The 11,332-nt window shown below is 70.0% G+C and carries 12 protein-coding genes and 1 pseudogene; 5 read left to right on the top strand and 8 right to left on the bottom strand.

Annotated features, from left to right (window positions below; translation table 11 throughout):
• Positions 1-61: 61 nt before the first annotated feature.
• Together ABD366_RS41390 and ABD366_RS41385 are read right to left on the bottom strand one after the other, a co-directional pair.
• Positions 62-271: pseudogene (locus ABD366_RS41390) on the bottom strand (EamA family transporter); the annotation flags it as partial.
• A gap of 222 nt (positions 272-493) precedes the next feature.
• A complete protein-coding gene (locus ABD366_RS41385; RefSeq protein ID WP_324776954.1) occupies positions 494-1,120 on the bottom strand; it encodes a hypothetical protein in 627 nt (208 codons plus the stop codon).
• A 544-nt stretch (positions 1,121-1,664) separates the two neighbouring features.
• Between ABD366_RS41385 and ABD366_RS41380 the strand changes: the two genes are divergently transcribed.
• From ABD366_RS41380 to ABD366_RS41370, 3 genes are all read left to right on the top strand, one after another.
• Positions 1,665-2,462 carry an SDR family NAD(P)-dependent oxidoreductase gene (locus ABD366_RS41380; RefSeq protein ID WP_324776956.1) on the top strand — a complete coding sequence of 266 codons (798 nt, stop codon included), beginning with the start codon at positions 1,665-1,667 and terminating at the stop codon, positions 2,460-2,462.
• A gap of 61 nt (positions 2,463-2,523) precedes the next feature.
• Entirely contained in the window at positions 2,524-2,751 is a 228-nt protein-coding gene (locus tag ABD366_RS41375; protein ID WP_324776958.1) for a tautomerase family protein, read from the top strand.
• 43 nt (positions 2,752-2,794) lie between these two features.
• A complete protein-coding gene (locus tag ABD366_RS41370; RefSeq protein WP_324776960.1) occupies positions 2,795-4,222 on the top strand; it encodes an MFS transporter in 1,428 nt (475 codons plus the stop codon).
• 76 nt (positions 4,223-4,298) lie between these two features.
• Here the strand turns inward: ABD366_RS41370 and ABD366_RS41365 are convergent, their stop codons facing one another.
• The 3 genes from ABD366_RS41365 to ABD366_RS41355 form a co-directional block, all read right to left on the bottom strand.
• Positions 4,299-5,258 (bottom strand): aldo/keto reductase, encoded by a 960-nt coding sequence (locus tag ABD366_RS41365; RefSeq protein ID WP_324776962.1) that lies wholly within the window; start codon positions 5,256-5,258, stop codon positions 4,299-4,301.
• A 114-nt stretch (positions 5,259-5,372) separates the two neighbouring features.
• Complete coding sequence (locus ABD366_RS41360) at positions 5,373-6,191, bottom strand: HAD family hydrolase (RefSeq protein WP_324776965.1); 819 nt, start codon at positions 6,189-6,191, stop codon at positions 5,373-5,375.
• A gap of 46 nt (positions 6,192-6,237) precedes the next feature.
• On the bottom strand, positions 6,238-6,507 hold the full coding sequence (locus ABD366_RS41355; protein WP_324776967.1) for a hypothetical protein: 270 nt from the start codon (positions 6,505-6,507) through the stop codon (positions 6,238-6,240).
• A gap of 277 nt (positions 6,508-6,784) precedes the next feature.
• Here ABD366_RS41355 and ABD366_RS41350 point away from each other — a divergent pair, with 277 nt between their 5' ends.
• Positions 6,785-7,129 carry a LysR family transcriptional regulator gene (locus ABD366_RS41350; protein WP_324776970.1) on the top strand — a complete coding sequence of 115 codons (345 nt, stop codon included), beginning with the start codon at positions 6,785-6,787 and terminating at the stop codon, positions 7,127-7,129.
• A 230-nt stretch (positions 7,130-7,359) separates the two neighbouring features.
• Here ABD366_RS41350 and ABD366_RS41345 read toward each other — a convergent pair whose 3' ends face one another.
• From ABD366_RS41345 to ABD366_RS41335, 3 genes are all read right to left on the bottom strand, one after another.
• Positions 7,360-8,472 carry a 3-oxoacyl-ACP synthase III family protein gene (locus ABD366_RS41345; RefSeq protein ID WP_324776972.1) on the bottom strand — a complete coding sequence of 371 codons (1,113 nt, stop codon included), beginning with the start codon at positions 8,470-8,472 and terminating at the stop codon, positions 7,360-7,362.
• Positions 8,473-8,514: 42 nt separating this feature from the next.
• Positions 8,515-9,390, bottom strand: a complete 876-nt coding sequence (locus ABD366_RS41340) for a hypothetical protein (protein WP_324776974.1) — start codon at positions 9,388-9,390, stop codon at positions 8,515-8,517.
• A 166-nt stretch (positions 9,391-9,556) separates the two neighbouring features.
• Positions 9,557-10,366: an AfsA-related hotdog domain-containing protein gene (locus ABD366_RS41335; protein WP_324776976.1), complete on the bottom strand. Its 810-nt coding sequence runs from the start codon at positions 10,364-10,366 to the stop codon at positions 9,557-9,559.
• Positions 10,367-10,599: 233 nt separating this feature from the next.
• On the opposite strand from ABD366_RS41335, the gene ABD366_RS41330 reads away from it, so the two are divergent.
• Positions 10,600-11,211 carry a TetR/AcrR family transcriptional regulator gene (locus tag ABD366_RS41330; protein ID WP_324776978.1) on the top strand — a complete coding sequence of 204 codons (612 nt, stop codon included), beginning with the start codon at positions 10,600-10,602 and terminating at the stop codon, positions 11,209-11,211.
• Positions 11,212-11,332 lie beyond the last annotated feature (121 nt).

Genomic DNA, 11,332 nt, shown 5'->3' with positions numbered 1-11,332 from the left:
CACCGCCAGCGACCGCCGTCAGCACCCCGACAAGATCACCAACAGAGTCACGGCATTGGCCCTAGGCCGGCTGGGCGGTTCGGGCGCGCGTCGGGGGCGGGGCTTCGTGGGGCGCGCCGCCCCAGAAGGTGCCACCCAGGATGAGCGCCGCTCCGAGGACCCCGGGCCGACCGAGGCGGTCGCCGCCGAGGGTGATGCCGATGACGGCCGCCCGGAGGGGTTCTGTGCCCTGCAACAGGCTGACGCGGGAGGGAGTGGCGCGGCGTACGGCGCATCGCTTGCTGCAACCGGCCTTGTGCACGGGTGTCGGTCGGCACGGGATCGCCGGCCCCGGAGCGGTCGGTCGCCGCTGTGGTCCGGGGCCGGCGGGGATCGCGTGGGCGGGAGGAACCCGGCCGCGGCCCTGTGTCATCGCACTCCCTGGGCCGGACCCCCCGCCCGCGCGATCGTTCTGTGGGTGCGCCGGGCCCGGCCGGGGTCATGACGCAGGCTCTCAGTTCGTGACGCGCTCGTAGATGCGCGTGTACAGGCCGTTGTCCCCGCCGGTGATGTAGGTGTCGCCGGCCTCGCGGACGATCTGCTGGTAGCGGGGCGAGGTGAAGGCCTCCAGGTACTTGGCGGGGTCGGCGTCGAAGCCCGACACGAACATCACGCCCGGCTCGGTGCTGGCCAGCGAGTGGAAGGCCTGGAAGCTGACGACCTCCTCGGAGGTGCGCACCACGTCGAAGATGGTCTCCTCGCGCCAGGCGCGGTACTGGCGGTAGACGCGCGGCACGACCTCGACGTGGCGCATCTGCACGTAGCGGGTGTCGGGGAGCGGGCCCGCGGCGGGCTTGGGTGCCTCCACGAACTGCAGGAGCTGGCGGCGGAAGTCGCCCTCCCCCAGCGGGCCGACGGCCTCCCAGAGCTTCCACCAGTCGGCGCGCAGTTCTTCCATCCGGTCGAAGCCGCCGAGGGGGGCCAGCTCGAGTACGGAGTTGGTCTCCAGTCCGCGGTAGAGGATGCGGCCGGCGAACGCGGAGGCGTCGTTGTGGTGCTGCCAGGCCTCGGTGATGGCGTCGATCTGCTCGGGCTTGGCGAACAGTTCGGTGGCGGTGATGAGCGCGGCGTTGGCGGACATGGGCGGGGTCTCCTAGAAAAGTTGTGGGTTGGGGCCGGAGTGCGGAGTGCGCCGCCGGTGCGGGAAGGGCCGCGGTGCGGCGCGGACGACGGGCGGGTCCAGCCCTGCGCGGTCGCCTTGCGGCGGTGGTCCGCGCTGAGAAGAACGTAGAGGGCGCGGCCCCTCTGTTGCAACCATCCGGTTGGTTTTACGAGTCTGCGATCGGGCTTCTCGATCGCAGCGGCTCACGCGGACCGAAGGCGCCGCGCCGCTCCGGGCACTTCCCAGCTCCATGAGCCACCACGCCCGTAGAGACCGTCTCTGAGCAGCAGTTGAAGGCGGATCGAGATGCTGGTTACCCGTCTCGCCATACTTCCGGGAGCCGGCGGCGGCCTCCCCCACGATCCCCTCTGTACAGACCGGCCCCGCCCAGAAAACCAACTAGATGGTTGCGTCAGGGCGTGTGGAGAGCTACCTTCGTCACCACGGAGCCCGGCACGAGGTTCACCCTCCCCACCTGCTCCGCCCGCACCGGGGGACGTCCCCGGCAGAGAGAGGAATCCCCGTGGTCTCCGTGGACACCCCCGCCCCCGTCATCGTCGTCAGCGGTGCCACCGGTGGAATGGGATCGGCCATCGTCGACGAGCTCGCCCGCTCCGGCGCGACCGTCGCGCTGCTCGGCCGGAACAAGAACCGGCTCGAGCAGACGCGCCGCACCATCGAAGACCGCATCGGCGCCGCCGGCCGTCTCTTCACCTACGAGACGGACATCAACTCCACCGCGTCGGTCGACTCGTGCGTCGCCGCACTGGTGGCCGAGCTCGGCCGGGTGACCGGCCTGGTGCACTCCGCCGGAGACGGCCCCCTGGCTCCGCTCGCGGAAACCACCGACGCGATGTGGCACGCCACCTTCAACGGCAAGCTCATGGGAGCCGTCCGGCTCGCCCGGGCGCTGGCAGGCCCGATGGCCGCGGCCGGCGGCGGCTCCATGGTCATGATCAGCGGTGTCTTCCGCAAGGACCCCGATCCGCTCTTCCCGGTGAACGGCGCGATCAACGCGGCTCTCGCGGTCTTCGCCAAGTCCATCTCCAAGGACCTCGGACGCTCCGGAATCCGTGTCAACGTCCTCGATCCCGGTGCCGTACGCACCCCCCTGTGGGACGAGATCGCCGCGGCGATCGGCGACCGCTCCGGTGCCACGGCGCAGGAGATCAGCGCGCACGTCGCGGCGCAGTCACCCCTGGGCACCCTCGCCGAACCGGCCGACGTCGCACAGACCGTCAACTACTTGCTCTCCCCCGCCGCCAAGCACCTGACCGGTGCCTCGATCACGCTCGACGGCGGCGCCTCGGCCGGCCTCTGAGCCGAGCAGGCAGCACCCCTTCACACGTCCTCAGCCACAGCCCCAGACCTGGAGTCCCGCCATGCCCATCCTGTCCATGACCACCTGGCCCAACCAGACCGACGAGAAGTGCCAGGAGCTCATCGAGGAACTGACCGCCACGGTCCACCGCGTCATCGGCGCCCCGATGGACAAGATCACCGTCTACATCCAGGAGATCCCGCAGAACCGCTGGGGCGAGGGCGGGGTGATGGGGACCGACCCGGAATTCGCCGCCCTCAGCCGTCGCACCGTTCCCGCGAAGGTCTGACCCCCACCGCCCCTCCCCCCGGCTGTCACTGAGGAGAATCCCCATGGCCATCCTGACCCGGTCCCCCCGAACCGACCTGCCGCCGGCCGAACCGGCTCCCGCACCCACTTTGCCGCGGCGCTCGCCCCAAGGCGTCGTCCTCGCCGCGTCCCTGCTCGCCTTCTTCGTCATCAGCCTCGACGGATCCGTCGTCAACGTGGCCCTTCCAGCCATCTCCGACAGCCTCAGCGGCTCGATGGCGGACCTGCAGTGGATCATCGACGGATACACCCTGATGTTCGCCGCGTTCATGTTGACGGCCGGCACGTTCTCGGACCGCATCGGCGCAAGTCGCGCCTACGCCTGGGGACTTGGCCTGTTCACCGTCGCCTCCCTCGCCTGCGGCATCGCCCCGAACCTCGCCACCCTCATCGGCGCCCGGATGGTGCAGGGCGGCGCGGCCGCCCTCATGGTGCCCGCCTCTCTGGCCCTGATCCGGCAGACGTACTCCGACCCCGGCAAGCGGGCGCGTGCCATCGCCATCTGGACCGCGGCAGGCTCCGTGGCCGTCGCCCTCGGCCCGGTCATCGGCGGCATGCTCACCAGCGGCCTGAGCTGGCGTGCCGTGTTCTACCTCAACCTTCCTGTCGGAGTGCTCGGCCTCGCCCTGCTGACCCGCATCGCGGCCTCGCCACGCCGCCGGGCGCCCATCGACATGCTCAGCCAGCTGTCCATCGTCACGTCCCTGTCCAGCCTCACCTACGCCGTCATCGAGGGCGGTCGCGAGAGCTGGGGCAGCCCGGCCGTCCTGGGCTCCCTGGCCCTGACCGTGGTGGCAGCGGTGGTCTTCGCGACGCGGCAGAAGCGCCTCGAGCAGCCGATGGTGCCGCTGAGCATCTTCAAGTCCCGCACCGTGGTCGTCTGCCTGACGGCCGGCTTCTCCATCAACGCCGTCTTCTACGGCGCCATCTTCCTGCTCGGCATGTACTTCCAGCAGGTGCGCGGCGCTTCCCCGATCAGCACCGGTGCCATGTTCATCCCCATGTGTGCACTGATCTCGGTGGTGAACATGGCCAGCGTGAAGCTGGCCGGACGCAAGGGAGCCTGGCTGCCGATGACCATCGGCCAACTGGTCATGACGGCCGGCAGCCTGCTCATGCTGACGGTGTCCTCCTCCACGGCCTACCTCATCCCGGTACTGCTGCTGGTCCCGATCGGCCTGGGCGGCGGCTTCGCGGTCCCGTCCCTGACCGCGGCCATCATGGAGAACATCGACGGCGAGCGTGCGGGCACCGCGGCGGCCATGCTCAACACCTTCCGCCAGGTCGGCAGTTGCATCGCCGTCGCGGTGTTCGGTGCCCTCATCGCCGACACCGCCCACTTCCAGCGCGGCATGAACACCAGCTTCGTCATCTGCGTGGTGATGCTGCTCGTGACGGCCGCGGGCACAGGCCTGCTGCTGCCCCGGCTGACCAAGAAGACCCTCAAGTAGACCCTTCGAGCAGTACGAGCAGAAGGCCACCGGCTGGGTAGCCGGTGGCCTTCTGCTCTGCCGAGGGGACTACCGGTTACTCCCAGCGCGGCATGTGGGTGGTGTAGCGGGCGCCGAAGCCTCCCGCGGGGAGGATGCGGTCGATGGCGGTCAGTTCGTCGTCGGTGAGAGTGATCCGCGCGGCCCGGACGTTCTCGATGACGCGGTGGGGGGCGCGGGTGCCGGGGATGGGCACGATGTGGTCACCGCGTCCGAGAAGCCAGGCGAGGGCCAGCTGGGAGACGGTGATGCCGCGGCCGGCGGCGAGTTCACCGAGCCGGCGCACGGCTTCGACGTTCTTCTCGTAGTTGCCGGGCTGCCAGCGCTGGTCGTGGTTGCGCATGTCGCCCTGGGCGTACTGTCCGGCGGGCCTGGCGGTTCCGGTGATGAAACCGCGGCCGAGCGGGGAGTAGGCGACGAAGCCGATGCCGAGCTCCTCGAGCGTGGGGAAGAGCTGTTCACAGTCGCGCTCGAACAGGGAGTACTCGGTCTGCAGGACGGACACCGGCTGCACCGCGTGGGCGCGACGGATCGTCCTGGGGCCGGCTTCGCTCAGACCGAAGTGGCCGACCTTGCCCGCGTCGATCAGTTCCTTGACGGCGCCGGCCACGTCCTCGATGGGGACGTCGGGGTCGACGCGGTGTTGGTAGAGGAGGTCGATGTGGTCGACGCCGAGTCGGCTCAGGCCGGCATCGACGACCTCGCGAATATGGCTGGGGCGGCTGTCCCGGCCGAGATCCCGGGTGAAGCCGAATTTGGTGGTGAGGACGATGTCGTCGCGGAAGCCGGCGACGGCACGCCCCAGGAACCTCTCGTTCTCGCCCCAGCCGTAGAGCTCGGCAGTGTCGAAAAGGGTGACGCCGAGGTCATGGGCCTGGTGGATGGCCGCGACGGCCTGCTGCCGGTCGCTGGGGCCGTAGAACATCGAGATGCCCATCGCGCCGTAGCCCAGTGCTGACGTCGTCAGTCCCTGGCGGCCGAGTTCCCTGCGGTGCATTGCGGTGGAAGCTCCTTTGGCCGGCCTCGTGACCGGCTCCCGGCCGGCCCCGTGACCGGCCTCGGCCGGCCCGGAGACCGGTGGTCCGTACGAGAGAGATTGCGTGATGGCGCGTCAGCAGGCCTGGGCGCACAGGCGGGGGTCGGTCGCCTCGTGCCCGGCGCACCCCATGGACCAGCAGGCGAGCGCCGCTCCCTCGTGGGCCGGGTCGCGCGTCGACGCCTGGGTGCGCTCAGCGAGGTAGGCGCGCAGGCGGGGGTCGTTCCCGACGGCGCGCGGATTGCCGACGCAGTCCATCATCGGCGCGTCGGAGACATGGTCCCCGTAGGCGTAGCAGGACCGGGGGCTGAGGTGAGGGTGCTCGGCAAGGACGCGGAGCACAGCCGCACGCTTGCCCTCTCCGATCATGGGCCGGCCGACGTCGCCGGTGAGGACGCCCTGATGGACGACGGGTTCGGTGCTCAGGACGCGGGCGGCGTCCACCGCCTCGGCGATCGGGGTCAGGCAAGGGCTGAAGGAGCCGCTGACGAGGATGACGTCGGCGCCCTGTCGCTGGTGGCGGCGCAGCGCGTGGAGGGTCTCCTCGATGAAGAACCCTGGCTGCGAGGTGCGTCGGCCGTACCAGGCCCGGCCGAGGTCGGTGAGCTGCTGCGCGTCGTGGCCGGCCCAGGCCGACTTGTAGTACGCGCGGTTGACGTCCGCGCGGGCCGCGCCGGACGCGGACATCGCGTCGAGGCGGGTGCGGGTGGCGCGGTAGAGCGCTTCGCCTTCGGCGCCGTGCAGGTGCACGAGGGCGAAGTGCAGGAAGTCGAACATGCTCTTGCAGTCGATGAGCGTTTCGTCTACGTCGCTGAAGACGAGGTATGCCGGTCTGGTTGCCGTTGCCGTTGCCGTTGCCGTTGCCGTGGTCATTGCCGTGGTCGTGCTGCTCATGCTGGTCCCCACCCCTCAGGTATTCCTTCGCGAAGGTATCTTATGGTCAGGCGGAGGCGCCATGGATTCCCAGCTCCGCGCCTCGCAAGGAGTCGTGCGCGGTGACCCACAGCTGACCGAACAGGCCGTCCGTGGGCAGCCCCCACAGTGCGGCGCCGTCCACCTCTGCGGCGCGGGCCCCGCCTCCGGAGGTCTCCCCGTCGAGGGAACCGCTCCCGGGCATCCAGTTGATGGCCCCCAGGGCGTCCACGACGAGTGATGCGGCGTCTGGCGCGGGATGGGCGGTCGCGCTCCTGGCGGTGGAGACACTGCGCATGGGTTCCTCCGTGAGGCCTGCCTGACCTTGACGGGGCACCGGGCGGCGCTCCGCATCAGGAGAGAAACAAACCTTCTCGAAGGTTTCAACAGCTATGCGAATCCGTGATTTCACTTGTCGGCGCGGGGACCCAGGGGTCGGCGTCAGAGGCCGGGTCCGGTCCCGGTCGGGGCGCGGCATGGGCGAGCCGGAGGTTAAAATACGTTCGCGGAGGTATCTTAAGCAGTGTTCGTGTGGCATCGCCGCGGACCGTCGAGCGCGACCTGGAAGGGGAACGATGATGGAACTGCACCAGCTTCGGGCATTTCGCGAGGTGGCCCGGGCCCGCAGCTTCACGAGGGCGGCCAGCAACATGTTCTGCGCCCAGTCCACGATCACGGGTCAGATCCGGGGCCTTGAGCGGTCGCTGGGAACGGAGTTGTTCCATCGGCGCGGCCGTCTGCCGGTCGAACTGACCTCGGCCGGGGCCGCGTTGCTCGTGCGCACCGACCGGATCTTCCAGGCCGTCGCGGACGCCGACCAGGCGGTGCGGGGGCTGAACAGGAGCGATCCGGAGAGCCGTCGGCGGCAGCCCGCTGTCGCACTGTCCGGCGGCGGTCAGTCGATGCCCCGGCAGATGTGATCCGAGCGCAGGTCGTCCTCGCTCTCGCCGGGGAACCGCAGGGGCGGTGTCCTCGGGCAGACCGGCTCGGGCCGGCGCCTGTGGTGCGCAGCACCTGACGAGGTGGCGGAACCTGCGGGGGTGGAGGGGTACGGGTGCATGGTGGGCCTCTTCCGTTCGGGACCGTCATCGACGGCCGTGCCGGGGATGAACAGGATCGGATCGGGTCGTAGCAGGTCAGGCCGGAGGGGTCAGACGGCCGCGGCCGCCAGGGGGCGGGCGGCGCGGAGCGCGGCCCGGGGGTCCGCCTGGTTCATGGAGGCGACCATGATGCGCGGGCGGCGGGCATGGCGGGTGGGGGCCCAGCGCAGGAGGGTGGATCCCACGGACATGCCGCCGCCGAACGCGGAGAGGACGACGAGGTCGTCCTCGGCCAGGAGTTCCCGGCGGTGGACGGTGTCCAGTGCTATGGGGACGGAGGCGGCTCCGGTGTTGCCGTGGTGCGCGACGGTCAGATGCATGCTGGCGTTGTCGAGGCGCAGGTCGGGCCAGACCTCACCGAGCATGACGGCGTTGGCCTGGTGGGGGACGAAGTGGCCGACCTCGCGCGGTGAGACGCCTGCCTTGCTCAGCAACTCCGTTATGGCACCCGGCAGTTGCTCGCTGACGAAGCCGCGGACTCCGCGGCCGTCCATGGTGAAGTAGTGGGCGCCGTCCTGGACGGTGGCCGCGCTGGCGGGCCGGCGGCTGCCGCCGGCCGGGACGGTGATGGTCCGGTAGAGGTCTCCGCGGGTGGTGAGGCTGGTGGTGAGGGAGCCGCTGTGTGCGGGAACGGGCCCCAGCACGACGGCACCCGCGCCGTCACCGAAGAGGATGGCGGTCTTGCGGTCGCTGTAGTCGAGGATCCGCGAGTAGATGTCGGCGCCGATGACGAGCGCGTAGGGCGGGTGATCGCCGTCGGTCTCGGCGCGCAGCATGCGCTCGGCCGCGGTCAGGGCGAACACGAAGCCGCTGCAGACGGAGTTGACGTCGAAGGCGGCGGCGCGGGTGGCGCCGATCATTCCCTGGACGATTGCGGCGGTGGCGGGCTGCGGATGGTCCGGGGTGGACGTGGCGACGACGACGTACGAGATCTGGTCGGGTCTGAGGCCCGCGTCGTCCAGGGCGCGCAGGGCCGCGGCGGCGGCGAGGTCGGAGGTGGCCTGGTGCGGGGCCGCTCGATGGCGCTGGGTGATGCCGGTCTTGCGGACGATCCAGTCGGCGTCGACTCCGGCCGCAGGCGCGATCTCCTCGTTGGGCACGATGCGCTCGGGCAGGTAGGAGCCGGTGGAGAGGATGCCGATGGGGGTGGTGTGCGTAGTCATGAATTCTCCCTGGAAAGGTGGTCGGGGTGGTGGGGCCGGGGCTCACGCCTCGGGGACGGTGGTGAACTCCTGGAAGCTGGGACCCCGGAGTTTGAGCTGGGCGTGGATGTCGCCGCCCAGGCCGAAGTGGCCGATGGCACCGCCGTAGTTCTGCTGGTAGCTCATCCACAGCACGACGACGTTGATGACGCGGTTGGAGCCGGCGGCCTCCTCGGGGAACGGGTTGGGCAGGGTGGCCCGGTAGTGGGCCATGCCGTTCTCGTCGCTGATGAAGGCGTTGGGGATGCCGAGCGGGCCGGGACGGGTGGGGCCCGCGGGGTCGAGGTCGTGTTCGCGCAGCGACATGACGGTGTAGAGGCTGTTCGGGATGAGGCCGGTGAAGGCGAAGGAGAAGTCGGCCGACCCGCGGTGCTCGGGCACGTGGACGGTCAACTGGCCGCGGGCTTTCACCCATTGGGCGAGCCGGATCGGTTCGCGGACCTTGATGCCGTCCTCGTAGCGCATGTCGGGGATGGGGGCCTTGTGCAAGGGGTAGCTGGGGCGCTCGACCTGGTGGGCATCGGGCCGCTGGTCGGGGGCGAACAGCATCGGGTAGTTGTTGCACGGCAGCGGGAGCGGCAGCGTGTACAGCGCGGCCTGGCCGTCCGGGGCGGTCGGTTCGACGTCCAGTTCGCGGACGATGGTGTACGGCGCCTTCTCGCCCAGCGGGGGCAGGGGGCTGTCGGGTGAGACCACCGCGCTGCCCCACTCGGGGACGGTCGTGCCGTCCGGGCCCTCGCGGTTGATCATGCCGATGACGACGAAGTCGCCGTTCTCGTCGACGATCTCGCTGGGCGGGTACAGGGGGCCCTGCGTCGTGACGCTCAGGTCGTAGGTGCGGGTGAGAGCGGTGACGGGGGTCGCTTCGGTGATGGTCATGATCACTCCGGTGCGGGACGTGGGTGATGAGCCGGCCGGCGGTGGCGCGCCGCGGGGGACGTGGTTTTCGCGCTCACCGCCGGCCGGCGTTCTGGGGGTGGTGCGGCTGTGGGGTCTGCCGCTCGGGTCCTGTCCGGGTGCCGGGCAAGGGCACGAGGACAGGTCCTCAGGCGGCGGCGAGGGCCGGCTGCGGAGCCGCCGCGAAGGCGGGGGCCGGGACAGCGGTGACGGCTTCGCGGGACTGGTGGGCGACGGCCTTCTCCGCGCGGCGGTGCTCCTTGGCCTGCAGGACGTGCGCCTCGAAGGCGGTGAAGGCCACCGCGGTGACGGAGGAACGGCGGCCCGCTTGCAGGATGCTGACATCGGCGGTGAAGGCGAGCCGGGCCGGGTCCGCGGTGTCGGCACGCGTGATCCGGTACTCGATGGACGCGTCGAGGGGGAAGAGGAAGTTCTCGAAGTCGGTGTGCATCGACTCGATGACGTAGTAGTAGCGCCGCTGCGGGTGGTGCGAGGCGAAGAAGCGTTCGCTGACGGCGAGGAACATCTGCCGGGCGGCCTCGACGGCGACCATGCCCTGGACGTGTTCTCCGGTCTGGTGGTCCAGCAGGATCTCGTTGTCGTTGTGCAGGCGCAGATCGGCGGCGAAGGTCGTGTCGTCGTCCCGGCGCAGATTGGCGATGAGGGTGTTGGTCTCGCAGTGCTTGTGGGCCTCGCCCCGGCCGGCGAGGGCGGGTTCGGCGTAGGGGAAGTCGAGGCGGCCGGACAGGCCGCGCAGGACGAACTCGTCCCAGATCGCCTCGTAGTCCTCCAGCGTGACGCCCTGGCCCGCTCGTATGCGGATCGGTTCGCCGCCGTCGCTGTACACCCCCTGGTGCAGGTCCTCGATCAGCTGGGTGACGGTCCGCACGGTGTCCTGGACGGTGAATCCGGCGAATCGGTCGCCCACGAGCAGAAGAGGCTGGGTTGCGCTCGGCATTTGGATCTCCTAGGTGGGGCGCCCCCCGAGGGGAACGGCCTGCAGTGATGACGAAATGTCGTAGTGCTCCGGCCCCGCCCGGTGCTCGGCGGCGGTTCCGATGGCCAAACCGTAGAACGGGACCGCACGCCGATGCAACCATCTAGTTGGTTTTTCTCTGGACCCGTCGCCACCCCGGTTGGCCGCCCCGGAGCCAACTATCCAGTTGGTTGGTTCTGCGATACCCTCTCTCCATGACACCCACGGCCAAGAGTCAGCAGACCCGCGAGAAGCTTCTGGAGGCCGCGCAGGCGGAGTTCTCCGAGTTCGGCCTGGCGGGCGCCCGCGTGGACCGCATCGCCGAACGCTCCGGCGTCAACAAGCAGCGCATCTACGCCTACTTCGGCAACAAGGAGATGCTCTTCTCCGCCGTGATGGCGAAGGTGTACCAGCACATGGGGTCCATGGTGCCCATCCCCACGACCGAGGAGGGCCTGCGCTCCTACGTGGGCGACGTCTTCGACTACCACCGCACGCACGGCGACCTGGTCTCCCTGCTGGCCTGGGAGGGCCTGCACTACCGCGATCAGCCGATCCCCGACGAGAAGGAACGCGAGACCTACTACGTCCGCAAGACCGTCGCCCTGAGCATGGCGCTGGGCATCGACGATCCCACCGAGGCGGCGCGCATCCTGCTCGAACTCGTCGGGCTGTCCTCCTGGCCCTTCATCGTGCCGCAGCAGCGGCGCCTGATGCTCGGTCCGGGGCACGACACCGAGGCGAGCTGGAGCCTGCTGCGCGCCAGCATCATCCGGCACGGCGAGGCCATCATCGACAGCGTCATCGGCGAGCGCAGCGCCGTCTGAACGAGCGCCCTCGGGGTGGGCCGCGACTGGAGGGTCGCGCGCCCACTCCCGCGCCTACGCGCTACGCGTTACGCGCCACGTCCGGAGCGCCGACCATTACAACCAACTAGATGGTTGGATC

Origin of the sequence: Streptomyces kunmingensis (assembly GCF_039533535.1) — a bacterium.
GTDB classification, from domain to species: Bacteria; Actinomycetota; Actinomycetes; order Streptomycetales; family Streptomycetaceae; genus Streptomyces; species Streptomyces kunmingensis.
Note: the sequence above shows the minus strand (reverse complement) of the source record. Positions and strands in the feature narration are given on the sequence as shown.

Coding starts and splice junctions, on each gene's coding strand:
- ABD366_RS41330 (WP_324776978.1), top strand. CDS start 10,600: ATGACACCCACGGCCAAGAGTCAGCAGACCCGCGAGAAGCTTCTGGAG.
- ABD366_RS41375 (WP_324776958.1), top strand. CDS start 2,524: ATGCCCATCCTGTCCATGACCACCTGGCCCAACCAGACCGACGAGAAG.
- ABD366_RS41335 (WP_324776976.1), bottom strand. CDS start 10,366: ATGCCGAGCGCAACCCAGCCTCTTCTGCTCGTGGGCGACCGATTCGCC.
- ABD366_RS41350 (WP_324776970.1), top strand. CDS start 6,785: ATGATGGAACTGCACCAGCTTCGGGCATTTCGCGAGGTGGCCCGGGCC.
- ABD366_RS41355 (WP_324776967.1), bottom strand. CDS start 6,507: ATGCGCAGTGTCTCCACCGCCAGGAGCGCGACCGCCCATCCCGCGCCA.
- ABD366_RS41360 (WP_324776965.1), bottom strand. CDS start 6,191: ATGAGCAGCACGACCACGGCAATGACCACGGCAACGGCAACGGCAACG.
- ABD366_RS41365 (WP_324776962.1), bottom strand. CDS start 5,258: ATGCACCGCAGGGAACTCGGCCGCCAGGGACTGACGACGTCAGCACTG.
- ABD366_RS41345 (WP_324776972.1), bottom strand. CDS start 8,472: ATGACTACGCACACCACCCCCATCGGCATCCTCTCCACCGGCTCCTAC.
- ABD366_RS41385 (WP_324776954.1), bottom strand. CDS start 1,120: ATGTCCGCCAACGCCGCGCTCATCACCGCCACCGAACTGTTCGCCAAG.
- ABD366_RS41370 (WP_324776960.1), top strand. CDS start 2,795: ATGGCCATCCTGACCCGGTCCCCCCGAACCGACCTGCCGCCGGCCGAA.
- ABD366_RS41340 (WP_324776974.1), bottom strand. CDS start 9,390: ATGACCATCACCGAAGCGACCCCCGTCACCGCTCTCACCCGCACCTAC.